Source organism: Massilia jejuensis, from assembly GCF_042656795.1.
GTDB classification, from domain to species: Bacteria; Pseudomonadota; Gammaproteobacteria; order Burkholderiales; family Burkholderiaceae_D; genus Telluria; species Telluria jejuensis.
The window spans coordinates 1-20,677 of the sequence record NZ_JBHSMS010000055.1 but is presented as its reverse complement, the minus strand read 5'-3'; the positions used below and the strand labels follow the sequence as shown (position 1 = coordinate 20,677).

28 protein-coding genes are annotated in these 20,677 nt (G+C 63.2%); 18 read left to right on the top strand and 10 right to left on the bottom strand.

Annotated elements, in window-relative coordinates; genetic code table 11:
* Positions 1 to 30: 30 nt before the first annotated feature.
* The gene (locus tag ACFPOU_RS17160; protein ID WP_379723860.1) at positions 31 to 351 is read right to left on the bottom strand and encodes a hypothetical protein; all 321 of its coding nucleotides are present in this window, start codon (positions 349 to 351) and stop codon (positions 31 to 33) included.
* Positions 352 to 503: 152 nt separating this feature from the next.
* On the opposite strand from ACFPOU_RS17160, the gene ACFPOU_RS17155 reads away from it, so the two are divergent.
* From ACFPOU_RS17155 to ACFPOU_RS17145, 3 genes are all read left to right on the top strand, one after another.
* Positions 504 to 1,277: a hypothetical protein gene (locus ACFPOU_RS17155; protein WP_379723857.1), complete on the top strand. Its 774-nt coding sequence runs from the start codon at positions 504 to 506 to the stop codon at positions 1,275 to 1,277.
* 102 nt (positions 1,278 to 1,379) lie between these two features.
* Complete coding sequence (locus tag ACFPOU_RS17150; protein ID WP_379723855.1) at positions 1,380 to 1,571, top strand: hypothetical protein; 192 nt, start codon at positions 1,380 to 1,382, stop codon at positions 1,569 to 1,571.
* A 21-nt stretch (positions 1,572 to 1,592) separates the two neighbouring features.
* The gene (locus tag ACFPOU_RS17145; protein ID WP_379723852.1) at positions 1,593 to 1,964 is read left to right on the top strand and encodes a hypothetical protein; all 372 of its coding nucleotides are present in this window, start codon (positions 1,593 to 1,595) and stop codon (positions 1,962 to 1,964) included.
* 29 nt (positions 1,965 to 1,993) lie between these two features.
* Here ACFPOU_RS17145 and ACFPOU_RS17140 read toward each other — a convergent pair whose 3' ends face one another.
* From ACFPOU_RS17140 to ACFPOU_RS17130, 3 genes are all read right to left on the bottom strand, one after another.
* Positions 1,994 to 3,742, bottom strand: a complete 1,749-nt coding sequence (locus tag ACFPOU_RS17140; protein ID WP_379723849.1) for a hypothetical protein — start codon at positions 3,740 to 3,742, stop codon at positions 1,994 to 1,996.
* A 320-nt stretch (positions 3,743 to 4,062) separates the two neighbouring features.
* Positions 4,063 to 4,413 carry an H-NS histone family protein gene (locus ACFPOU_RS17135; protein WP_379723846.1) on the bottom strand — a complete coding sequence of 117 codons (351 nt, stop codon included), beginning with the start codon at positions 4,411 to 4,413 and terminating at the stop codon, positions 4,063 to 4,065.
* Positions 4,414 to 4,476: 63 nt separating this feature from the next.
* Positions 4,477 to 5,031, bottom strand: coding sequence for a hypothetical protein (locus ACFPOU_RS17130; protein ID WP_379723843.1), 555 nt, complete (start codon positions 5,029 to 5,031; stop codon positions 4,477 to 4,479).
* 152 nt (positions 5,032 to 5,183) lie between these two features.
* On the opposite strand from ACFPOU_RS17130, the gene ACFPOU_RS17125 reads away from it, so the two are divergent.
* From ACFPOU_RS17125 to ACFPOU_RS17080, 10 genes are all read left to right on the top strand, one after another.
* On the top strand, positions 5,184 to 5,861 hold the full coding sequence (locus ACFPOU_RS17125; RefSeq protein ID WP_379723840.1) for a hypothetical protein: 678 nt from the start codon (positions 5,184 to 5,186) through the stop codon (positions 5,859 to 5,861).
* On the top strand, positions 5,861 to 6,067 hold the full coding sequence (locus ACFPOU_RS17120) for a hypothetical protein (RefSeq protein WP_379723837.1): 207 nt from the start codon (positions 5,861 to 5,863) through the stop codon (positions 6,065 to 6,067). Before ACFPOU_RS17125 ends, ACFPOU_RS17120 begins: the two co-directional genes overlap by 1 nt.
* Positions 6,064 to 7,077 (top strand): deazapurine DNA modification protein DpdA family protein, encoded by a 1,014-nt coding sequence (locus tag ACFPOU_RS17115; RefSeq protein WP_379723834.1) that lies wholly within the window; start codon positions 6,064 to 6,066, stop codon positions 7,075 to 7,077. The genes ACFPOU_RS17120 and ACFPOU_RS17115 overlap by 4 nt, the downstream gene beginning before the upstream one ends.
* Entirely contained in the window at positions 7,074 to 7,922 is an 849-nt protein-coding gene (locus ACFPOU_RS17110) for a hypothetical protein (RefSeq protein ID WP_379723831.1), read from the top strand. The genes ACFPOU_RS17115 and ACFPOU_RS17110 overlap by 4 nt, the downstream gene beginning before the upstream one ends.
* Positions 7,853 to 8,389 carry a hypothetical protein gene (locus ACFPOU_RS17105; RefSeq protein ID WP_379723828.1) on the top strand — a complete coding sequence of 179 codons (537 nt, stop codon included), beginning with the start codon at positions 7,853 to 7,855 and terminating at the stop codon, positions 8,387 to 8,389. Before ACFPOU_RS17110 ends, ACFPOU_RS17105 begins: the two co-directional genes overlap by 70 nt.
* Positions 8,390 to 8,581: 192 nt before the next feature.
* The gene (locus tag ACFPOU_RS17100) at positions 8,582 to 10,486 is read left to right on the top strand and encodes an adenine nucleotide alpha hydrolase family protein (protein WP_379723825.1); all 1,905 of its coding nucleotides are present in this window, start codon (positions 8,582 to 8,584) and stop codon (positions 10,484 to 10,486) included.
* A 111-nt stretch (positions 10,487 to 10,597) separates the two neighbouring features.
* Positions 10,598 to 11,152, top strand: coding sequence for a DUF4262 domain-containing protein (locus tag ACFPOU_RS17095; RefSeq protein WP_379723822.1), 555 nt, complete (start codon positions 10,598 to 10,600; stop codon positions 11,150 to 11,152).
* Positions 11,152 to 11,466 carry a hypothetical protein gene (locus tag ACFPOU_RS17090; protein WP_379723819.1) on the top strand — a complete coding sequence of 105 codons (315 nt, stop codon included), beginning with the start codon at positions 11,152 to 11,154 and terminating at the stop codon, positions 11,464 to 11,466. The genes ACFPOU_RS17095 and ACFPOU_RS17090 overlap by 1 nt, the downstream gene beginning before the upstream one ends.
* A 27-nt stretch (positions 11,467 to 11,493) precedes the next feature.
* Positions 11,494 to 12,477, top strand: a complete 984-nt coding sequence (locus tag ACFPOU_RS17085; RefSeq protein ID WP_379723816.1) for a hypothetical protein — start codon at positions 11,494 to 11,496, stop codon at positions 12,475 to 12,477.
* Positions 12,474 to 13,151, top strand: coding sequence for a papain fold toxin domain-containing protein (locus ACFPOU_RS17080; protein ID WP_379723813.1), 678 nt, complete (start codon positions 12,474 to 12,476; stop codon positions 13,149 to 13,151). Before ACFPOU_RS17085 ends, ACFPOU_RS17080 begins: the two co-directional genes overlap by 4 nt.
* A gap of 183 nt (positions 13,152 to 13,334) precedes the next feature.
* Here ACFPOU_RS17080 and ACFPOU_RS17075 read toward each other — a convergent pair whose 3' ends face one another.
* Positions 13,335 to 14,006, bottom strand: a complete 672-nt coding sequence (locus ACFPOU_RS17075) for an SOS response-associated peptidase (RefSeq protein ID WP_379723810.1) — start codon at positions 14,004 to 14,006, stop codon at positions 13,335 to 13,337.
* Between the two features lie 105 nt (positions 14,007 to 14,111).
* Between ACFPOU_RS17075 and ACFPOU_RS17070 the strand changes: the two genes are divergently transcribed.
* Positions 14,112 to 14,444, top strand: coding sequence for a hypothetical protein (locus ACFPOU_RS17070; RefSeq protein ID WP_379723807.1), 333 nt, complete (start codon positions 14,112 to 14,114; stop codon positions 14,442 to 14,444).
* Between the two features lie 85 nt (positions 14,445 to 14,529).
* Positions 14,530 to 14,829, top strand: coding sequence for a hypothetical protein (locus tag ACFPOU_RS17065; protein ID WP_379723804.1), 300 nt, complete (start codon positions 14,530 to 14,532; stop codon positions 14,827 to 14,829).
* 8 nt (positions 14,830 to 14,837) lie between these two features.
* Here ACFPOU_RS17065 and ACFPOU_RS17060 read toward each other — a convergent pair whose 3' ends face one another.
* Both ACFPOU_RS17060 and ACFPOU_RS17055 read right to left on the bottom strand, forming a co-directional pair.
* The gene (locus ACFPOU_RS17060) at positions 14,838 to 15,167 is read right to left on the bottom strand and encodes a hypothetical protein (RefSeq protein ID WP_379723801.1); all 330 of its coding nucleotides are present in this window, start codon (positions 15,165 to 15,167) and stop codon (positions 14,838 to 14,840) included.
* A 41-nt stretch (positions 15,168 to 15,208) separates the two neighbouring features.
* Positions 15,209 to 15,967: a hypothetical protein gene (locus ACFPOU_RS17055; protein ID WP_379723798.1), complete on the bottom strand. Its 759-nt coding sequence runs from the start codon at positions 15,965 to 15,967 to the stop codon at positions 15,209 to 15,211.
* Positions 15,968 to 16,111: 144 nt separating this feature from the next.
* Between ACFPOU_RS17055 and ACFPOU_RS17050 the strand changes: the two genes are divergently transcribed.
* The 3 genes from ACFPOU_RS17050 to ACFPOU_RS17040 all read left to right on the top strand — a co-directional run bounded on the left by ACFPOU_RS17050 (position 16,112) and on the right by ACFPOU_RS17040 (position 17,836).
* Positions 16,112 to 16,510 carry a hypothetical protein gene (locus ACFPOU_RS17050; protein ID WP_379723795.1) on the top strand — a complete coding sequence of 133 codons (399 nt, stop codon included), beginning with the start codon at positions 16,112 to 16,114 and terminating at the stop codon, positions 16,508 to 16,510.
* A complete protein-coding gene (locus tag ACFPOU_RS17045; RefSeq protein WP_379723792.1) occupies positions 16,507 to 17,079 on the top strand; it encodes a hypothetical protein in 573 nt (190 codons plus the stop codon). The genes ACFPOU_RS17050 and ACFPOU_RS17045 overlap by 4 nt, the downstream gene beginning before the upstream one ends.
* 64 nt (positions 17,080 to 17,143) lie before the next feature.
* Positions 17,144 to 17,836, top strand: a complete 693-nt coding sequence (locus tag ACFPOU_RS17040) for a hypothetical protein (protein WP_379723789.1) — start codon at positions 17,144 to 17,146, stop codon at positions 17,834 to 17,836.
* A 34-nt stretch (positions 17,837 to 17,870) separates the two neighbouring features.
* On the opposite strand, the gene ACFPOU_RS17035 is transcribed toward ACFPOU_RS17040, so the two are convergent.
* The 3 genes from ACFPOU_RS17035 to ACFPOU_RS17025 form a co-directional block, all read right to left on the bottom strand.
* Positions 17,871 to 18,833: a GGDEF domain-containing protein gene (locus tag ACFPOU_RS17035; RefSeq protein ID WP_379723786.1), complete on the bottom strand. Its 963-nt coding sequence runs from the start codon at positions 18,831 to 18,833 to the stop codon at positions 17,871 to 17,873.
* Positions 18,834 to 18,960: 127 nt separating this feature from the next.
* A complete protein-coding gene (locus ACFPOU_RS17030; RefSeq protein WP_379723783.1) occupies positions 18,961 to 19,587 on the bottom strand; it encodes a hypothetical protein in 627 nt (208 codons plus the stop codon).
* On the bottom strand, positions 19,584 to 20,483 hold the full coding sequence (locus ACFPOU_RS17025) for a nucleotidyl transferase AbiEii/AbiGii toxin family protein (protein ID WP_379723780.1): 900 nt from the start codon (positions 20,481 to 20,483) through the stop codon (positions 19,584 to 19,586). Before ACFPOU_RS17025 ends, ACFPOU_RS17030 begins: the two co-directional genes overlap by 4 nt.
* Between the last annotated feature and the right edge of the window lie 194 nt (positions 20,484 to 20,677).

Genomic DNA, 20,677 nt, shown 5'->3' with positions numbered 1-20,677 from the left:
AAAATTTACGTCAGGTTCGAGGCGACAGCATCATGACAGATTCGGGAGGGTTTTTCGAGGTGCCCCCAAGTCTTCCGAGTTGCTGTCTCTCGGAATGAGTAATGAGCTACCTGCGAGAATATTTCGTCCTTCGCTGTAATAGTGCCCCACCAGTGCGAAATTGGCTTCCATCGGCCCATAGTCCGCCAAATAGACCTGGGCCTCCTTCTGCCCCACCGCGGTCTCGTACATCTTGTTGGCGATCGCAGTCCCCCCTTCCAGAGGCATCCAGCCGGCGGCCGCGAGCTGGGCGACGATGGTTGAGCGCAACGCCTTGTCGGCGCCGTTCTGGCTGTTGTCCTGGTTCGACATGGCGTTCCTTCGATAGTGGTGTGAGAAGACCTGCATTCTGCGGCCATCGGCGCCACGTGGTTGCAGCCGCGTGCTGGAGCTGCAACCACGCCCGGCCGAGCCGCCTAGACTCCGGTGTCGCCTTTGCAAAGGCCCTCACCAGCGGAGAAAAGATGAACAGCCCCAGTGCGTCCAACAACGAAGCGCGTCTCGCGCAAATGCTCACCACCCTCCTGCAGCAGGGAGGCCACGTTACGGGCCCGCCCGAGTCGGTCGACGCGCTCCTGGAGATCGCCAGCCGCGCTGTTGGGGCACCAGGCGGCGCGCCGCGTTCCCTGCCAACGATCGACCCAGTGACGAATGGCTGGCTCGCGGCTCTGGCGGACGCCTTCCACTCGGCGCGCCGGACGGGCAACACGCACACCGCCGAAAAAGTCCACGAGATCCTGCACCACTTCGCCCGCGGCGATCGGCTTCCAGTGGCATTCCCGGACGAGGTCACGGCGACGTTCGACAAGTTCGACCACGCGCTGGATCTGATCGCGGAAGGACACCTGTGGGATGACGTCGCCGTCGAAACCAATATTGTCTTCACTCTCCGGGCGGCGAAGATCGCGGCCCAAGCGTCGATTAAGGCTGCGCACGACGCGCAGCGCCCAGTGATGGTCATTTCGCTCGCTGACGGCCAGGTAAGCGCGGTCAACGCTACCCACGTGGTCGACGTCGTGGTTCTGGACGCGAACATCTACGGCAGCGCCCCTCAAGACCTCACATGCATTGGGGATGACCTGTATCGGGTGACGGAGCTCGCGGCCGTCGCACGCCAGGATACGCCCGGCGCCGGCGCGGACTTCGTGCTCGACGTCATGGCCGAGCTGGACGCTGCGGACGCGCGCCGGGCCGCCGCTGAAGCTGAAGGTGAAGAGGAATCGGCACCGCGAAGCTGACCAAGCGCAGGGCGCGCACGTGCCCTGCCATTACCCTATTGCAACCACGCAGCCAATTCCTTAGTATCGTCCCCAGATCGATCACAGCCAAACCGGTACCATATGAGCCGCTCGACCTATCACAACCGCGATCACCTCGTCAGCAATGAAGCGACGCTGCGCGACATCATGACGGCGCCGCCGACGTCGGCGGAAGCGCACGCCGCCCAGCGCCAGCGTCAGCTGCAGACACGTCTTCGCCTCGAAGCGCTGCGCGAGGAGCGCGAGCTGGCGCTGGACAGGGGCTGGCACTGATTTACCAGAAAGAAGACCATCATGGAACTGACGCCCTCCCAAAGCAATATCCCGCTGACACGCTGTGCCGAGTACGCCGAGCAGGTGCTGGCCACCCTCGACCTGACCAATATCGACGCGGTCGAAGTGCATGGCGTTCGCGCGGCCGGCGCCGCCGACACCGACCTGGTGATCGACAATGCCGCTCCCGAGCGCTTCTCGACCTATTTCCGCCAGAAAGCCGGTGACCCGGTACGCTGCGGCGACTTCGCCGAGGCCTGGGCCGCGCAGGAGTATGCGGCCGGGCTCTCGGATCAGTACAACCTTCCGATGGTCGACCATGCCTTAGCCGCCGCCCTGGGCGAGGAACCGACCGAATCGACCGAGCACATGAGCTGCCCGCCCGGCATGTAACCGGCAGCCCATCCAGTCCACAACACGCGTTACGTGCGGCTATGCCTCCCGTCATAGACGACCACGTCAACCTCTAGGCCCTTTACAGCTTCTACTACCATCGCTGCTAGCGCGCGCGCAGTCGAATCCACTGCCGTCGCTCGCTTCAAGCTGGAAACGCGCTGTCCTCTTTGGTGCATAGCTTCTACAAAAGTCAGCCCGCCTCCCTCGACGTTGATTAGCAGCACCGCAGGGGCAAAGACATTGTCGGCATACTCGTCATTCTCGTTTCTCTCCCTGTTCCCCTCCGCGTCTTCATCAATCAAGTCCAGGGTGTGACACCAATACCCGTAAGAGTCGGCAAGGCAGTTATCTTCAAAAGTATCAAGCAATCCCTGAAAATAAGCCTTCAGAGCAGCGGGATTTACACTATCCGCAAGGAGCAATTCCTCAATCTCTATTACCGAGTATGCGCTTTGCCGAAAAGCGAATCCCGACCGGCCTACGCCGATGGCAGGTAAGTAGACTTCAGCGAAAGCGACAGCAGCAAGCTCGCTGGCAAAGTCAGAAGAGTCATGGCACAGGTACCACCCCTCATGTGATAAGGGGGTGAGGTCACTGTCGAAAGGCACGATCAGTGAGCCATTCGCGTGAATAAAAGGTTGCGCTATAGGCATGCGGCCGGCTGTGTCCAGTTGGTCGTTGACCAGCGTCTGGGTGTAGTTGAGTTGCCACATTCCGCAGCCGTATGATTCGCTGACATCAGCGTCTCCCCACTCCATATGGAGAAACAGACTTTGAATAGATCCCTCAGCCAAAGTTGATGAAAACAGCGCCCTGCTCGGATTGCCGTTATCGTGCATCGCTGCTTTTATGCTCTCAAATGCCCATCTATCCCGAAATCCTACCGGGTCTTTCAAATCTTTGACGAAATCGCAAGCAGCGGCCGTCGCTCGGGATGGCCGCTGTACGAAAGCACGAATTGCTTCCTTTTGCTGATGCGCGCCTTCAGGCCGCGGTTGCGGCGTTTTTAAAGCAAGCCACTCGGCGAGATAATATTCCTCGAAAGATGACTCGATGATGTCGCCCCCCTCGATCTCGAACTGGCCGAACGCCACCTGTCCCATGCCAGCAGGTTTGCGCCCACCGACCCGCGGCGCTAGGATCTGAAAAATGTCCTTCAAGCGCACGAGTCCTGTCATTCGACGCTGCCAACGGATGTCTGCGTATTCCACAGGCGCGTAACGAGAAGGAGGGAATACTTTAGCCCAGCCTTCCGCGAGGGTGAAGGGCTCGGTATAACCCGATGACAGCCAGGACTTGAGGCCTAGAGGCCACCCGTGAATTAAAGGCCACCTGTCAGATGGCACCTCATAGGAAAGCAACTGTCTAATTTTCTCGAAACAGACGCGGTGCTCAGCTGCCTCTTGGAATAGGCCCATCTCGAAGACGAGGAAACATCGGTCTTTCGCGACGAACCCTTCGCGCCAATACCCTTTAGGAATTCCGAACAGAATAAAGAAGATCCGCCGCTCATGCTCCTCGATCACTTCCTCTTCTTCGGACTCCAGATAGTTGTACCTGGGATCGAATGGCCCAGGCGAACCAGGCTTGCTCATGACCTGCTGCAATTCGTGAAGCCCGGTGTAACGGTAGATGCGTGCTAAGTCTTCCTGGCATTTCTGCAAGGGGCGCTCAAGGAGCCATGCGAGGTTCTTTGCGACTTCCTTGAAATGCGAGATGGATTCGGGACGAAACCGGCCGTCCACAGGAGCGACTGCTCCGGCGTTATTGATCAAAATACTCTCCTCACTGGCCTGCCGTTACACATGCCCACGATCCATCGGCGCCGGATTTCCGCGGCTCGTCGTGCATGCTGAAGCATGGCCCGGTTGGATAAGTACCAATCAAGCTGCTATCGTATTCTTCACCCTACATGCTATGTATTCGGCGCACAGGCTGCGATGCAGCCCTCCGGCGTCCAGGCGTGGGAACGCCTATGCATGGACTATATATGCGGAATCGGAGAGCCGCAAGACGTCTAGCTGGTATCGCTGATGCTGACCGCTAAAAAAGAGGGGAGTCGAAGCTCCCCTCTCATATCAATGATTCCCTGACTTCATGCGGCGATTTTCAGGTCATCCAGCTTTCCACCGCCCGCAATGTGATCCTCGGCCCATTTCGGCTGGCGGCCACGGCCAGTCCAAGTTTTCGACGCATCGTTCGGGTTGCGATAGAGCGCGTCGCCCTTTGCACCTGGCTTCGGGCCCCGTTTCACTTTCGCATTCAGTAGGCCACTGCGCTCGATGAGCTCTTGCGGCGTCATATTGAGCGATCGCGCAATTGCCTCGATCTGCTCGGCTGCGCGTTCGATTTCTTGCCGCTCGGCGACGATAATTTGCTCGGAAACCTTTTTGCCTACTTCCTTCAGTTCGCCAAGGCTCAGGCCCGACAGATCATTATTTGCCATTGAATTCTATGGTTGAGTGGTTCGGACTTTTATTCTAACGAACCACCCTCCACTCTCGCCAGCTTAAAGCGAAGGAATTTGCGATTCCTCTTCTTCCGGGGTCTCGTCTTCGGGTTCGGAGGTCAGGAGGTTCCAAGGGATAGCACCCAGTGTGCCGTCGACCGGGATAGGTGCGATTGCATTCGGGCGCGCTGGAAGATCCCATCCGTCGAAATGTTCGCGCCAGGTGACCTCGGCATGTTCGCGAGACACTGCACGCACAATCAAATCAACATTGTCGCCGCCGGGCGTTCGCGCGCTGACATAGCACAGTTGCGCCTGCATCTTTTCCATATCCGGGTTCATGAGGACAAACTGCGCCATTTCGTCTGTCTTCGGCAGTGGAATTTCCAGAGCTTTATAGAAAGCCGTGGTAAGTCGCTGGGAGTCGCCTTTTGTGCTGATATGCGAGACGGGGTCGGCCGCGCATTTATCCAACCAGGCTGCCGCAAATTTACTGGGATCGGTAATTTGCGACATCCCTGGATACAGGGCTCGATAAGCAGCCGCGAGTGCATCAGGTGTGACCTGGCGGATGCGTGCCTCGATGCCGTACGGCGGAATTACAGGCTGAACCATTTTCTCTTTCCTCAATAGTGGCGATAGGGTTATCGCGGCTTGAGGATGAATATACCGGCGCCTTCCCCGCTCTCGCAAATACCGGCGTTGCAACCACGTGTTCGACCGCTCCCTACACTTGCTCCCACTAGCAACCTGATTCGGAGCACACCATGGCGGATCGCCAAACTGCGTCTTCCCTCCCTTCCCCAGCGCCAGCCGCCGGGCGCTACATGATCGGCAACTGGTCTCACATCCTCACCGACGGCGGCGCCAGCACCGAGCTACGCATCGTGTTCGACCTGGTCGCGCAGCGCCTGGTGGCCATGCAGCTGCAGACCGAGCGCGGCTTCGTAGATGCCGGCCGCCGCGAGCTGGCGGACGTGCAGGACAGCCTGCTGACTGCCAACGCGAATGTGCTGGAATCGCCGGTAGCGGAGGGCTTCGAGCTCGCGGCCGACATGCCTGAGTGGTCGGTGCCCGAGCGCCGTAATGCTGCGCTCACGCAGTTCGAGCGCGAGATCGCGTTCTGCAAGGTGCAGCACGGCCAGCTGATCGAAACCCTAGTATTCGAGCTCGAAGCCGCAAGCGACGAAGTGGCGGACGAATTCCGCTGGGATGTGGTGGACAGCGCCAAGGGTAATCTCGGTAGCGCGGCGGCCAATGCCTCGACCGACGACGCGGTCGACCAGGAAGCTGCGATCGCCAATGCCGAGGCGTGGATCGCCGACCGGATCTCGAATGGCTCGCTCGCCGACATCGTTGCGGCCTCGATCGCGCTTAGCAGCGCCAACGAGACCCAGTCCGCCGTCTTCGAGCTGCTGGGCGCGCCGGCGCCGGAGGCTGCGTAATGACGCACGCTTCCACCCGCACCATCGCGCACCGTGACCTGGGCGTCGGTGAGAATCAGGCCAGCCTGCACGCCATCATGACAGCGCCACCCATGTCGGCCGCTGCGCATGCAGCTGCCGCACGCCAGCGTACCGCTTCGCGCCGCCAGGCCGAAGACGCCCGCCAGCTGCGCGCGCTCACCAGCGACGACTGGAGGGCAGCATGACCACCCCAGCCCCTGCCCTCGTTCGCGTCGGCGTACCCCTGCCTGGCGGCCGCCTGGTCGAGATCGCCCGCGATGCTGGTCTGCCCGTCCTGTTCTCGGCAAACGCCTTCATGCGGCGCGGCACCAACGGCGAGATCACGAGCGTGCGGCTCGCCGATCGCGCTCATTTCGGTGGCCTGAATGCCGCCTTAGATTCGGCCGGCTTCGTCGCGGCCGTGAAATATCGCGGCTTCCCCTGGTCAATCGACCACTATCTGAAGCTGGCCCAGTCATACGACTGGGCTTGGTATGCGACCATGGACTTTTGCGTCGAAGCGGAAGTGGCCGGCGACAAGACCGAGGTCATGTTCCGGCTGGCCGAGACGGTGCGCATGTTTAGCGAGCTGCGCAACCACGCCCTCGACCGCGGCATGGCAGCACCGATGCCGGTGCTGCAGGGATGGACGCCCTCCCAGTACGTGTGGTGCGCCAACGCCTACCCTCTGCAAGAATGGCCTGACCTGATTGGACTGGGAAGCATGTGCCGCCGGCACCTCCACGGGGACGTCGGCGTCTTCGCTGTGATCGACGCGCTCGACCGCATCCTGCCGCCCCACGTCAAATTCCACCTCTTCGGCGTGAAGGGAAAAAGCCTGGAGCATCTGGGCCAGCACCCGCGCATTGTTTCGATCGACTCGATGGCGTGGGAGGCCGCAGCGCGCCGTGACCATCCGACCGGCCGCAACATGGATCTCAGGGGCGAGTACATGCTTTCCTGGGCCGAGAAAAACAAAGCCGCCGCCGCTGGTGTCCAGGTGGGCCGCACGCCATCCCTTCTTCCGGTCGAACCCGAGCGCGTAAACAGCCGTATCGAGCGCTGGCTCGATCTGGTGACCTCGAACGAGATCACCGGGCCAGACGCGCACTGGGCGGCGCTGCGGAACTTCGACCAGCTGGACGACCACCCCGGTGACGGGGAAGAAGGCGAGGAAGAGGCCGAAGACGAAGGCTGCGGCATGGGGATGGCGTGAGCGCGCCAGCAGTCAGCATCGAGCAGCTGCGCGGGGCGGTCGACGCCTTCCGGCTGGTGCACGACGGCCGCTTCCCAACACTGAACGATGACTATGCGCTCCCCGGCCTCGCATGGGGCACGATCGACACCCGCCTGCGCGACGGGCACCGAGGCCTGCCAGGCTCCACGTCGCTCAGTAAATGGCTCGATGAAGCGTACCCGGCCGAGCGCTTTGTCGGCTCGATCACCAGCGCCAACATGCATGCGTGGGTTGATGCGCACCGCAGCACCAGCGGCGGCGCCTTCCCACTCATCGGCTCCGGCACGATCCCAGGTGCGAACCGCACCTGGCAAAGCGTCCACGAGGCGCTGCGCGATAAGGATTTCCCATTCACGAAGTGCAGGTCGCTATCCGGCTGGCTCGATGACCAGTTTCCTCTCGATAGAAGGCGGAAAGCCTCCCTGCTCACGGCCGACCTGATTGTCGGTGCCGTGGACGCCTACCGCGCGGAGCACTGCGGTGAATTCCCATACCGGGAGTCCGGCAAAGTCGCGGGCCTGAACCTCACGTGGACGCAGATCGACAACGCCCTTCGCCAGGGCGGGAAAAGCCTGGCAAAGTGGCTGGCGAAACGCTACCCAGATTTCGTCGAGGTTTCGGAGCAGCGCCTGCTTGCCTGGGCCGAGGAATTCGCCTGCCAAAACGCACGCGCGCTACCGACCATGAAATCGGGCGAGATCGCCGGTACCGGTTGGTCGTGGCTTCAGGTCGACCGCGCATTTCGCAGCGGCGCATGGCCTGGACGACCGTTGAGACGCTCGCTTCCTGGCTCGACACCGCCTACCCCGCCGAGCGCAACCTGACGCCGGAGAACGTGCGCAAATGGGTGGCCGCCCACATCGAGGCGCAAGGCACCTTCCCATCGAGCGAAAGTACCACCCCGGTCGCCGAGAACAGCGCATGGACATGGCAGCGTATCAACGCGACGATGGTGCGCGGCTCATTCGGTTGGGAAGAAAAGTGCAGCCTGGCCGCGTGGCTGGACAACCAGTATCCGGACGACCGCATGCTGACACCTCGAAATCTTCACGCTTGGGTGACGAGCTACGTGGATGCGCACGGGCTTCTTCCGAGCAGGCACAGCCTTGAGCCGGCGTCGCCTGGTGCGCACTGGAACTGGTTTGAGGTCGACAAGGCCCTCCGGCGCGAATCCGCTGGCTGGCAGGGCCGCACGACCCTCGCCGATTGGATTGCCGAAAACGTGATGCCCGAGATCGACGACACCCTCGAAGAAGCCGACGCCGCAACCGAAGCCCCCGCCTTCGCCTGACCTTACCAAGGCACGCACGCGCCTTGCCGGGAGGCCCACCCCTTACCCTCCCGCCCCTTCCTTCCGAACGCTGCAGCGCCAGCTGGCGCTGGTGCAACCACGCCCGGCCGGGCTTCCTACACTGGCGCCTACACGCAAACATGCGGCCCAAAGACACAAACATGGGCCTGCAAACACACAAACAGGCCGCCCATGAAGATCGAAACCCTCCAGTTCCAGCCGCGTGCCGCGGCCGCGCCTTCAGACGACCTGGCGGTGAAGCTGGCAGCTGCCGAGGAGGCGATCTATCGGCTCTACAAGGAAGGCCGTCCTGTCTACTATGGATTTTCCGGTGGGAAAGATAGTGCAGTGATCACCGACATCGGGCTGCGCGCGGCGCGCCGAGTCAAGGACGAGGGCGGACACCCTATTTCAGTAGTTGGAACCTCCCACACCCAAGTCGAAAATCCTGAAATTTTTGCGCACTACACGAGCGAGCTCAACAAGATGGGGCGCTACGCGCGCAAGCATGGCCTGCCGCTGCAGACGGCCATCATCGAACCCACGTTGGCCTCCACGTGGCAGCTCAAGATCCTTTCCGGCCGCGGCATCCCGAGCTTCGCCGGCGGCAAAAGCGACTGCACCACCGACCTCAAAATTTCACCGCAGATTCGGTTCCGGAAGAACCTCTTCACCACCTGGATGCAGCAAGGATTACCTGAGCCTGTGACTGTCCTTGGCGTCCGCCGCGAAGAATCTGTCATTCGGGCGAACCGGATGAAGGCGCGCGGCGACAGCGCCATCGACCCTGTCCGGAACAAGGACGGCGACCTGGTGCTGGCGCCGATCGCGGACTGGTCGGAACTAGATGTTTTTGAACACCTGGGCAATATCACGAACGGGCTCTCCGAATCGTATTCGGATATGAAGGAGACCGACCGTATCTACGCACATAGCGCAGGCACGAGCTGCTCGGTTGTAGCCATGGACACGCACGAAGCGCGCAAGAGCCCTGGCTGCGGCGCGCGCCACGGGTGCTGGACATGCCAGAAGGCCGAGGACAAAAGCCTGGAGGCCATGATCGCCTTCGACGACCGCTATAGTTACGCCCAGGGCTTGAACAAGCTGAACAAGCTGATCCGCGCGACCCGGTACGACTGGTCGCTGCGGCACTGGGTCGGCCGCACGATCAAGGGCGGTTTCGTGGAAATAAAGCCCGACACGTACCACCCCAAGTTCATTCGCGACCTGACGCGCTACATGCTTCAGCTCGACTACGACGAAGGCGTGCGCGCGCGCCGTGCCGGCGAGCCGCGCAAGTTCACCATCCTCCCGTTGGAGATGATGATCGCGGTCGACGCGATGCAGTCGCTGAACGGAGTGGCTAAGCCCTTCCAGATCTGGGCCGACCATCGGGACATCCATCAACGCAGGATCCGTTACGACATCCCCAATGTGCCCACAACGCCTGCCCAGCCCATGCCCAAGGCGAAGTACCTTTACGTTGGTACCGACTGGGACGACGGTGGCAACTCGAACTGGACGGGCCTGCGCAGCGACTACATCGAAGGCATCGTCGGCGAGAGTGGATGCCTGCCTCCCCTGAAGGAGCTCAAGGACGGCCGCCAGGTCTGGGAAGTGGCCCATGAGCAGGAATTCGGCATCGATTCCGAGGCTGCCATGATGCTCGAAGATTTCGAGCTCGATCATCTGTTGGAGAAGTATGACAACGGCTGCGTTGCTGGCGGCATTGCATATGGCTACAAGCATTACGCACAACTGGGAGTGCTCACGCTGTCCCATGCGCAGCTGGCCAAGCACGACGAGGTGCTGCGCCGCACGGCCTATAAGGATCGCCTGGGTCTGACCCTGGATTACTCCGTCAACGACCTGCTCGCACGCGCAGTCGCCTTCGAGGATCTGCCGGTGGAGGCGCAGATGGCCTGGCGCCCGGCGAAGAAGGAGGAAGCAGAGGCAGCGCCAGTCGACCCGAGCCAGCTCGTGGCCGAGCGCGCTCCCGCGGCGTCGGCGGCCGCCGAGCCCCCGGAGGTCGAGGACGCGCTCCTGGACGATGAGCTGATCGACAACGACGAGCCGCAGCTGCGGCTGGCGCTGTAGTTCTCAAATACAACATTTACGCTGGGTGGCTATACGACGTAACATCATTAGGGCATAATCGGCCGGTTATTTCATAGCCGGGCGCGTGCCTGGCGCTAGCCAGGAGCGAATGTGCACGACGGAGACACCCTTTGGAACAAGCTGCTGGATCAGATCGACCGCCAGGGGTGGGGATGGCAGATCGTCGGCCCGGATCGGGGCGACGATGAACACGAGCCGTTCCCGCACTACTGCTACACGGTAGGGTTGGTCGGCAATGGCCTTCCAGACATCATCGTCGTAGGCCTCGACGTTCGCACGGCGATGGCGGCCGGTGACGAGATCATCACACGCGCCATGGCGAACGCCATCGTTGGCCAAGCAGTGCCGACCGTCAGCGGCTTCAAGCCCTTTGATCTAAACCAGGAATTGCTGGACGTGTTCAAGGGAACGCGAGCGATGCTGGTCGACGTGCCGCCGGCCGAGGCCGCAAAGCGCAGTCTGTTTGCGCACGACTACGCGGCCGCCACGGACAAGGCTCCCGACTTGATCCAGCTTGTCTGGCCGGATCGCAACGGCCGCCTGCCATTTGAGGATGGTGCCGACCCTCGAATCATCGCAGCACAGCCTGTTCTAAAATACATCGCCCCTGCCGATCCCAACCCTACTGACTCCCCAGTGATGTAATGAACACCCCAGTTAGGCTCGAATGCGTGTGCATACACGGTCTGTGGCTGCCATGCGAGTATGAAACCCAGCACGACAAGGTTATCATTCGATGTCTCGGCGACATCGATCGCGCGTGCCTGGATCTCCCCCGCCGCTGGCTGCCTCTGGACGAGGCGCTTCGCCAATATTTCGACGCAGTGCCAAGCGCGCGCAAGATGGTTGTCCTGGTGCCGCGTGAAGGCGTGAGCAGTGACCGATGGACGTGCCGCCAGGCTCTGAAGCGTGACCTGGTAGCCGAAATCGAAGAATCAATGGAATGCGCCGCAGCCTAAGGCGCGGCCGTTCAAACCCGAGAGCTTATGACCGACTCCACCCTGTATATCGCCGACGACGCCACTCCCCCGAACTCGCGTGCCCTGGCACGCATGGTCGCTGCGGAGATGGTGCAAAACCTTGAGATCCCGAATTCCGAGGCGGTGCGCAAGCGAATCGTGGCCCTTACCGGCGGCCGACTCAACCCGTCGGCGCTCACCATGCAGCAAGAGATGAAGGCATGGTATGCCGAGGAGTTCTGGCCGACGTACCACGCCATGGGCAGCCTGCCCGAGGACTCTGGCGTGCCGGCCGAGGTGCGCAACATCTTCCAGGCGTCGTTCCAGACGATGGTCGTCCAGCTCTTCGCCGCGGCGAAAGCCGGTTTCCAGACCGAGCGCGAAGACTTCCAGCGCCAGATCGACGAGGCTGACAAAATGGTGCAGGATCTGCAGCGCGTAGCCGGCGAGCACGAGCTGCGCGCGGCCGAGGCCCAGGAGCGCTACCAGGCCGAGGCGCACAAACACGCGGGCGCAAAAGAGCGCCTTGAAGCGCTGGCCAGCGAGGTGCGTGACCTGAACGCCAAGCTGCACGCCGCGCACGAGCAGCAGGCAACCCACGAGGCAGAGCTGAAGGAAGTGCGCCAGTCCGAGCGGGCACGCGCCGACACGCAGATCGAGGAGGCCTTCAGGGAAGGCCGGCGCCACCTTCTGGAAATCGATGCGCTGCGCCAGCGGGTGAAGAGCATGGAACTGTCGCTCGATGGCCAGAAGGGCGAGAACCGACGCTTGGTGCTGGAGCACGCCAAGGCCACGGCCGAATCGTCTGCCTTGCAGACCGAGCTCGCGAACACTCGCGCGGCCCATGTCAAGGAAGTCGAGCGGATGACAGCGGCGCTGCGTGCGGCGCAGGCTGGCGCTGCCCAGGCGGAGCGGATGAAGCCGACGGTGCGTGGAGCCAGCAGGAAGGCTCCCGTCAGCGCGCCGGCCGGGCGCGTGCGCCGGTCACTGCATAAGCCGACACGCCCATGAGCGCATCTTTAGCGGCGAGCATCGCCTCGACCATCACGATCAAGCACGGCCGACTTGCCTGCTTGCAGTGCGCAGAAGAGCTGCGCGACGCATTTGTCTCCGCAGGCATTGAGGGCCGCATCGTCAAACTTGAAGCGCAGGCGAAGCACACCCGTGGCTGGATCTTCATGCGAGATGAGTCTTTCGTGTTGCCATTCAAGGTTACACGCGGAATCGAATCGATCTCGGAGAACGGCGCCCATTACGGCGTCGAGGTCTATCAGACGGTCTACGACAACATTTTCAGAAGCGGCATTGCCGCAGCCGATTGGCCTCATCAGTTCGAGTCCGCCGGGCCGCTTGTGGTCTCGACCCACGAGGTTTCTGAGGCGCGTTGTGCGCGCTGCTACGGTTTGCAACCCCGGCAAGCCCTGCCCGCATACTGGAATCACGGACGACGGTTCGTGTCGGGGCCGGAAAGCCTGCCCCGGCGCTGCCGCAAGGCGCGTGCGCAAGAGCCTACACAAGCCCACTCGGCCATAGATCGCAGCCCTCGCCGCCCGGATGTGGCCGACTGGCGCGCGGAGCAACCGTGCGGGGCGCCTACCTGGTTGCGGGTATCGTGTCTTCGATGGTCGGCACGGGGTCGACCGCTGACGAATAGGAGGCGATATGGCAAAGGGAAGCGGCGGTAGCAGTGGTGCAGGAAAAGGAGCCGGTTCTAGCGGTGGCGCTGGCGGCTCTACCGGGGGCGGCTCGAAGGGTGGCGCCGGCGGCGGCAAAGGCTCAGGCGCGCCCGGCGGCTGGCCGAGCACCACTGGGAACCCCTCCGGTGGGGGCCGCGCGAATGCACCTTCCTCGAAATAGGATCTAGCGCATCAGACGGGGTCGGCGAGCTTCGCGCCCTGGCTGCGCACGTTCCCGACTGCTCGGTCGACCTCGTACCACTCGAACCTGTCTGGCCCGAGCGCCACGGAGCGCAGCAGCTCCTCGGCCGCGGCAACGTCGGTCTCGGGATTCAACCAGATTGCAGCATCCTCGGCACTTAGCACCACCGGGCGCCGGTCGTGAACGTCAACCATGCCGCCCTGGGCGTCGGCCGTGACGATGGTGAAGCCGTTGGACGCCTTGTGCTCGGTCGCCGGTGCGAAGTTCGCCAGGGCGGCCATGTACAGCGGCGCTCGATCGGCGCGATGGATGTGCCAAGGCTGTTTCGCCCCCTTCTCCCCAGTCCACTCGTACCAGCCTTGGGCAGGAACCACGGCGCGGCCGTTCTTGAGCAGCGGCTTCCAGTAGCTGCCGGCGATCTTCTCCAGCCTCGTGTTGATCGCCATGGGCACCTTGCCGGACGCCTCGGCCCAGGCCGACCGATAGCCCCAGTGCAGGTCGTCGACCAGCAACAGGTCTTCCTCCGCATGAAGGATCGGGCGGTAGGTACCGGGCGCGACATTGAAGCTGTCGGACGCCGAGGAGCGATTCAATAGCTCTCCCGCCCACTCGAAATCGCGAATGAGACGGGCAATCTGGGACTGGTCGTAGCGGCCGCACATGGCTACATAATATCGAAGTGCTCGGCCATGGCGCGCACGGCGCGTTTGCAACCACGGCCTGGCGCGCGCGGCATACTGAAGGCCTGAACAACAGGATCGCACAACATGCAGCCGCAACCGAAAAACCCATCCACCCAGGTAACGCCCGAGCACGTGATCGACGAAAAAGCCGGCGAACTGCGGCGCCATCCAGGCGCACGCGAAGTTGGCTACGGCTGGCTGCGCATCGCGCGACCTGAGTCCTTCCCCGATCGCGTTCTGCTCGTGAGCACGCTGGCGCCGCTCTCAGTCACGTTCCCCCTTAGATCGGCTGACCTCGACCACAGGCGCGCGTCGCTTTCCGCGGGCCTCTACGCATGCCGGCATCCCCAGCAGACCCGCGATGACGTCGAGGATGCCGCCGAGAACGACAACGTCTTCACCCCAACCGCATCGTAAAAGGATCGGAACAATGAGCAGATACCGTGGTTACGGAAATGCGCGAGGAGCCCGCACCTACCTATCGAGCCGTGAAAATTACGTCATGAGCGAGACCGAGAAAAACGAGGCCCACGAGCGTCGTAAGAAGGCAGCAGAAGCAGCGGCGAACGAACCGGTCGTCATTCCTACCTGCCTGGCCACGCCGATCTGGCCGTCACCGATGTCCATCATGCGCTGGGAGGCGCACGGCACCCCGATTCCACCACCGCCCGAAGGCTATAAGGGTCAAATTCCCGAGCGTTACGCGGCCCATATTGCGTGGCCAGCGGGCGCCGGCGCACCGTCGGATGCCGTAGAAGGCGAAGAGCAAGAGGAAGAGGCGGTCGACGCGCCAGGGATGTAATACCGCCGTTACCGATCCGAACCGTCTCCCCCAGAACCGCCAGGCTTCATCCGAGGCCCGGCGGACAGCTCGGGCAGCTCTACCTGCTCTAGCAGGCACGGCTCGCGCGCCAGGTCGGCGCGAAACGCCTGCAGCACCAGCGTCAACCCTCCCCCTACCACCGAATCCCCGAACGCGCGCTGCAGCTGGTTGGCGCGCAGCACCATGGCACGCAGGCGCTGGATCTCCCATAGCGCCGCGTAAAGGTCGTCTGATTGAGGGTTCCCCGGCTGCCGGGGGTTGCGTTGCTGGATCTCCTGCAGGGCCTGCCGGGTCAGCGGAGCTTTAAATCTAACCATGCGCCCATGATAGCCGATGCGCCTGGCCCGATCGGCGGGCGCTACATGCCGCTGCGCTCGCCCACCTGCTCCGCGTCATCGTCTTCCTCACCAGGCGTCGCCGGGCCGTGAATGTCTTCCAGGAGGCGCATCGCCTCGCCGACGACCCGCAGCCCGCGCACGAGGGTCTGGCTGTCGAGCGCCGAACCGTATCTCATCAGGATCTCGTGGTGGCTCGACGAGACGCTTTCGATGGTACCCAGGATGCGCATAGGCGTCACCTTGGCCGGGATCAGGGTTTCCGTGTTCTGGACGGCCAGCGCACGATCGAGCAGCGCTCGCGCCGACGCCAGCACCGCCTGGTCGCCCGACGTCTTCTCCAGGGTCGGCAGCAGCTCGGTCAGCATCTGTACCAGATCCTTGTGCATGGCCGCCATCAGGTTGTTGTTCTGCACCTGGATGCCCAGATCCTTCGTCTGATCCGCGACAAGGTTGGCCAGGAGGACAGGGTCTTTTGCACCGGCGTCGCCGGCAGCCGCCAGGACTGATGGCGGCAGCGCTTCCTGCAGTGTCGCCACCACAACCCGCTTCTCCTGCGCGTCCATCCCCTGGGTCTCCACCTCATCGGCCGATACGACCTTCACCCGGTACCGCCGGCCGTCAACCTGGGCGACGCCCTCGAAGTCCGCGATCAGCTGCTCGATCAGGGCCGCGCTAATTCCTGCTGGCGCAGAAGCGGCGTCGGCTGAGAGTCGGCTGGCAAGGAACGCCGCGAGCTGGCCCCTATCAGAATTGCTAGGTGTACTGGTGGAGATTTCCATGACCTATTTCCAGTTTAAAATTGATATGAAGAAACATTAGCCCAGTCAGGTCTGGTTGGGGGTGCAACCACGCCTGCTGTGGATCCTTACACTCGGACGAATCGATCACCAGGCCGGTTCGCCCGGCACAAGAAAGGATTCACCATGAAACTTGCCGCCCTGACCCCAGATCATCTCATGCAGCTCACCGCACTACTCGACCAGGCGCGGCCCGAGCAGCTTCTGCTCGAAGCACCTGCGCTGGCCGAGCTGCGCGCCACGCTCTCCGGGCCGGGCTTCGTTCCGCGCATTTATGTGGGCGTCCAGGGCGGCCTCGTGCAAGGCGCGACCGGCAACTGCGCCATGCAGCTCGTCGCGGGCGATTACGATGTCGACGGCTCGGCGCAACACGAGCGACGCTTCCTCCGTGCGTTCCAATCTACCTGCGTGCCCGTTGAGCACCATGTCGCCGTCGATCCCGAAGTATGCGACTCCCTGCTCGCTGACGCGCTTGGCGATGCCGAAGCGTGCGAGGAGCAGCCGGCCGAGGGCATGGCGCAATGATCTACCCGCACCCGCTTCTCACTAAGCTGACGCAGGGATATGTGGCCTGGCGCGGACGCAACGTCGAACACTTTAGTTTTAGTGACCCCGAAGACGAGTTGCTGGCAGCTTGCCGCCTGGCCAGTCACTGCGAAATGCTCGAAGAGAAAGGATTTCCGGTCACTGCACGTACTTGCATGAACCGGCTGCTCTTCCAGCAGGCGCCGGCAGACACCCCATGGCTCAAGACGATGACCTCCTATTACGCGATCTTCGCTGACCAGACAGGGCAAGCTCGACGCTGCATCTTTGCGCTGCCTGACCACGCCGCAGTAGCGATCGGCGTGGACGATGGGCAGCTCGCCATCGCGTATGGCTACGAAGCGGCTGAATGGTACGGCACCGGCAGCCTCTTCCACGAACTCCAAGACCAGGGCCTCTCCTGTTGCGCCACGTACGGAGGCAACGAGTACGACCCCCTGGTTAGCCTTTTCACGCAGGTCGGCCTTACGCCCCACCTGGTTGAGACGGTGTTGGCCATGCCGGTACCCGAGCGACCCCAGGTGGCGCCGGCCGAGTGTATGGCCTGATCGAGCACCTGCACCTGACTATCCCGCGCCGACGTCGGCGCCATTAACCTTCTATCGAACAATCATGACGAATCTGACGAACCCCCTCGCTGTGCAGCTGGCAGCAAGCGTAGTGATCTTCTCCGCGCACCAGACAACGCAGTCTGGCGATGGCGCCGGCTTCTGGTCGAACAGCGAAGGCTGGACTGGGCTGGAAATTGCCACGCTCTTCACCCCTGAAGAAAGCCGCACGTTCGGACTGCCCCTGGGCGCTTCGAGCGACGCAGCCTGGCTCGCCGGCGCCGACGCGGAGCGCACCGTCCTTGCGGCCCTGATCAAGCAGGAGCTGGTCAACGATGGCTTCGACGTCGCCCAGGCACCAGACGGCCGCTGGTACTGGGCGGACGAGCAAGACCGGGACGAGGTCTCTGCCGGCGAATTCGCGACCGCGAGCCTGGCATGGCGCGATCTGGCCGAGGCCCGGCGCCACGTGCTGGAAGAGGCCGATCTCGACGCCGCGGGCGCATTCCTGACGACCGCATCGAGCCACGAGCTGGCGCTGCAGCACCAGCACCACGACGCCGACTCAGCGACCACCATCCACACGGCGACACGCGATGATGGCGAATACGAGCTGCGTGTGTGCGGGATTGGCGAAGCTGCCTACTTTGAATGGATCAACCAGATCGGCGATCCGGTAGGGGATGTGTCCCAGGAGATCGACTTCGCGGACGTCGAGGCGAACCTGGCGCCGGTCGAGCGCCACGCGCCCCAGTAAAGCGCAATACCGCGGCGCCCGCCCTGGGCGTCGCCTAGCAGCAAACGCGGTTGCGCCCCTGCTCCTTGGCCCTGTACAGGGCCGCATCTGCCGCAGCCATCAACGCATCCCCATCACTCCCCGGCGCCAGGCACGCCACCCCAAACGAACCGGTCACGTGCGGCAGCGCCAAGCGCATGTCTGAGAACACGACAGCGCCGCGCAGGCGCTTGCAGAGGCGCTCGGCCACCATCACCGCCAGATCCTGGGGCGTGTCGGGCAGCAGCGCCATCATCTCCTCGCCGCCATATCGAACCGCGAAGTCGGAAGGCCTCAGCGCATTGCGGAGCACGCCGGCGGCCGCGGCCAGCGCGCCGTCGCCGGCAATGTGCCCATGGGTGTCGTTGAAGCGCTTGAAGTGATCCAGGTCGATCATCACCAGCGATAGCGGGCGGCCGTCGTGCGCAGCGCGCGCGACCAGCTTGGGAAGCATCTCGTTGAGCCACGCACGGTTGTACAGCCCGGTCAGGCCGTCGTTGAGCGAAAGTTGGCGGTAGAACTCGCCCACCTTCTGGCGCCGCCGCAGGAGAGCATTGGCCGCCCGGATACGGAAGGAGAGCAGGCGGAGCAGGTTGCGCGCGAGGACGTTGGAGCGTTCGATCAGCGTCCACACCATGGCGGCCTCGATCACCAGCAGCTCGCTGTCTTCCAGCGCCGTCATCGCCGCCTGCTCGGCCGCATCGTCGAGAACAGCCTGCTCGCCCGCACTCTCGCCCGGAAGGACTCGCCTGGTACTGCCTTCGTCACCGGCGTCCGCCTCGGGCGCGATCTCCAGCAGCCCCGACAGCACGATATACACGCGAGCCTGGCCGTGATTGCTGATGCGCTCGCCGCGCGCTACTCGAACAACGGCGCAGTCCGCCAGGATGGTGGCCACGGCCGGGTCAGCCTCATCACGGAACAATTGCAGGTCGCGAACGGTGGTGCGGCTGGCGCCGAAGGTGCTGATCTGTTCCAAGTAAATCCTCTAGCGAATCGTCGGATGGCAGCGCGGGCCACGCCTGATATTGCCCAGATGAAATAATAGCCGAGAATATTCGTGTTGAGTGCAACACTGTTCCGGTTTGGCCACGAGTTTGACCAGATCAGCGGCAGCGGCCGTACTCGGCTTCTTCGTCCGGATTCATGGCCAGATCGCCCAGCCCGAGCTGCTCGCGCGCAGCCTCCCACTCCATCCGGTCTTGGTCGGTGACCTGATCCCAGTAGATGTCGTCCAGCGCCAGGCCGCAGGCGCCCCACCCTTCGCTCCGGATCATCTCGGCCAGCGCCCAGCTCGGAGACAGGGCCGCAAGGCCGCGCGGATCGGGCCGCTGGGTGCCTGGGGCAAGCAGCTTGAACCAGCCCGGCGGGCGCGGAACCACGTCGAAATGGTCGACCTGGAAGGTGGCCTCGGCATTGTTGACGGCGACCGAGGGCTGAAAAGGAATCTGCGTCGTCCAGCCGACGCGCCGCAGCACGTCGACGCCCACCAACACCGCCGACGGCATGGCCAGGCGGAGACCGGCTTCCCAGTCTGGCTCGCGCGATACCACCAGGTTCGCGAAGACGTCGCTATGGCCGCCCAGCCCCGACACCAACCCGCGTTTCTTCCACAGGTATAGGTAGTGCGACGCGGTCTTCGACGTCCACTGGAAGCGGACGGTCAGGTCGGTGCCGCGGAAGACGGCCGGCAGCGCCGCGAGGCGCTCGTAGGCGGAGATGCTGCTTCTCACGGCGCTGGCGCCTCCGCCTCGGGTTCGGGCTCTGCATCGACATCGATTGCGGCGTCGCGCTGGCCAGCCAGCACGCGCATCACGTGCGCACCGCGATCGATCGCCGCCACGGATGCCTCGATCATGGCCTGCACCTTCTCGTCCGTCAGCGGCCACGAGGGCGGCAGCCAGCGCTGCAGATCGGCCTTTACCTTGCCGGCGGAGTCGAGGAGCTCCTGACGGCGCGCAGCGGCCTTCTCCAGCCAGTTCGCAGGTGTCTCGTTCGGGTAGGTGGCCAGGCGCACCGCCAGGTCTTCGTCGGTGCATACCTGCGCCTCGCCGCGCTCGGCAAGCCAGTACAGGTCGAACACATCCCGCGGCTTCAGGTAGGGGCGCGCGGCCACCGCGAACACTTTGTCGACGAAGATCTCGCGCAGCTCCAGCGTGGGCACGAAAGCCTGCGCGCCGGCGGCACGGCCAACGATCAGGCGAACTGGGCGCACCTCGGTGGCCAGGGGCTTGAGCGCCTCCGCGGGCGTCTTCCACAGTTCGACCTTCACGCGCACCGACCCCAGCACGCCCTCGCCGCTCACAGCGATGTCGAACACGTGGGGATTGCGACCGTCCTTGGCCGGGGTCACGATCAGCCCCATGTCGTCAGGCAGCCATGGCGTACCGGCCAGGCGCGACTGGATCGACGAGCCGATCGAATTGAGCTTCAGCGAGTCCTCGACCAGGAAGTCGAGATCCTCGGAAAATCGAGGGGAACCGTGCACCAGGTGCAGGCTGGTACCGCCCTGGAAGATCAGCTCGCCCGGCGCCCAGCGGCGCGATGCCATGAGCGCCTCCAGTACGGCCACATGCAGTGTCTGTCGCAGATCGAATGCCTCGGCAGGCTTGAGTTGTCGCTTTCCCATACATCCTCCAATCTTTGGGAGTTTATCTAAACTTCTTTAGATAAACTAGGAATTGTTTCAGCAAGGTGGCGGCCGCGGCCTTGCCCTGGCAGGCTCACCTGCTGGCGCTAGGCTGCTGCTAGATCGGCCGGCAGTTTGCCGTCTCGCTCTCCGGAATCAGCCACTCGGGTAGCCCGGCGCGCACGCACGCGGCG

What these genes read in the sequence shown, in the direction of transcription:
- ACFPOU_RS17160 (WP_379723860.1), bottom strand. Translation starts at nt 351, where the DNA reads ATGTCGAACCAGGACAACAGCCAGAACGGCGCCGACAAGGCGTTGCGC.
- ACFPOU_RS17155 (WP_379723857.1), top strand. Translation starts at nt 504, where the DNA reads ATGAACAGCCCCAGTGCGTCCAACAACGAAGCGCGTCTCGCGCAAATG.
- ACFPOU_RS17150 (WP_379723855.1), top strand. Translation starts at nt 1,380, where the DNA reads ATGAGCCGCTCGACCTATCACAACCGCGATCACCTCGTCAGCAATGAA.
- ACFPOU_RS17145 (WP_379723852.1), top strand. Translation starts at nt 1,593, where the DNA reads ATGGAACTGACGCCCTCCCAAAGCAATATCCCGCTGACACGCTGTGCC.
- ACFPOU_RS17135 (WP_379723846.1), bottom strand. Translation starts at nt 4,413, where the DNA reads ATGGCAAATAATGATCTGTCGGGCCTGAGCCTTGGCGAACTGAAGGAA.
- ACFPOU_RS17130 (WP_379723843.1), bottom strand. Translation starts at nt 5,031, where the DNA reads ATGGTTCAGCCTGTAATTCCGCCGTACGGCATCGAGGCACGCATCCGC.
- ACFPOU_RS17125 (WP_379723840.1), top strand. Translation starts at nt 5,184, where the DNA reads ATGGCGGATCGCCAAACTGCGTCTTCCCTCCCTTCCCCAGCGCCAGCC.
- ACFPOU_RS17120 (WP_379723837.1), top strand. Translation starts at nt 5,861, where the DNA reads ATGACGCACGCTTCCACCCGCACCATCGCGCACCGTGACCTGGGCGTC.
- ACFPOU_RS17115 (WP_379723834.1), top strand. Translation starts at nt 6,064, where the DNA reads ATGACCACCCCAGCCCCTGCCCTCGTTCGCGTCGGCGTACCCCTGCCT.
- ACFPOU_RS17105 (WP_379723828.1), top strand. Translation starts at nt 7,853, where the DNA reads ATGGCCTGGACGACCGTTGAGACGCTCGCTTCCTGGCTCGACACCGCC.
- ACFPOU_RS17100 (WP_379723825.1), top strand. Translation starts at nt 8,582, where the DNA reads ATGAAGATCGAAACCCTCCAGTTCCAGCCGCGTGCCGCGGCCGCGCCT.
- ACFPOU_RS17090 (WP_379723819.1), top strand. Translation starts at nt 11,152, where the DNA reads ATGAACACCCCAGTTAGGCTCGAATGCGTGTGCATACACGGTCTGTGG.
- ACFPOU_RS17085 (WP_379723816.1), top strand. Translation starts at nt 11,494, where the DNA reads ATGACCGACTCCACCCTGTATATCGCCGACGACGCCACTCCCCCGAAC.
- ACFPOU_RS17080 (WP_379723813.1), top strand. Translation starts at nt 12,474, where the DNA reads ATGAGCGCATCTTTAGCGGCGAGCATCGCCTCGACCATCACGATCAAG.
- ACFPOU_RS17075 (WP_379723810.1), bottom strand. Translation starts at nt 14,006, where the DNA reads ATGTGCGGCCGCTACGACCAGTCCCAGATTGCCCGTCTCATTCGCGAT.
- ACFPOU_RS17070 (WP_379723807.1), top strand. Translation starts at nt 14,112, where the DNA reads ATGCAGCCGCAACCGAAAAACCCATCCACCCAGGTAACGCCCGAGCAC.
- ACFPOU_RS17065 (WP_379723804.1), top strand. Translation starts at nt 14,530, where the DNA reads ATGAGCGAGACCGAGAAAAACGAGGCCCACGAGCGTCGTAAGAAGGCA.
- ACFPOU_RS17060 (WP_379723801.1), bottom strand. Translation starts at nt 15,167, where the DNA reads ATGGTTAGATTTAAAGCTCCGCTGACCCGGCAGGCCCTGCAGGAGATC.
- ACFPOU_RS17055 (WP_379723798.1), bottom strand. Translation starts at nt 15,967, where the DNA reads ATGGAAATCTCCACCAGTACACCTAGCAATTCTGATAGGGGCCAGCTC.
- ACFPOU_RS17050 (WP_379723795.1), top strand. Translation starts at nt 16,112, where the DNA reads ATGAAACTTGCCGCCCTGACCCCAGATCATCTCATGCAGCTCACCGCA.
- ACFPOU_RS17045 (WP_379723792.1), top strand. Translation starts at nt 16,507, where the DNA reads ATGATCTACCCGCACCCGCTTCTCACTAAGCTGACGCAGGGATATGTG.
- ACFPOU_RS17040 (WP_379723789.1), top strand. Translation starts at nt 17,144, where the DNA reads ATGACGAATCTGACGAACCCCCTCGCTGTGCAGCTGGCAGCAAGCGTA.
- ACFPOU_RS17025 (WP_379723780.1), bottom strand. Translation starts at nt 20,483, where the DNA reads ATGGGAAAGCGACAACTCAAGCCTGCCGAGGCATTCGATCTGCGACAG.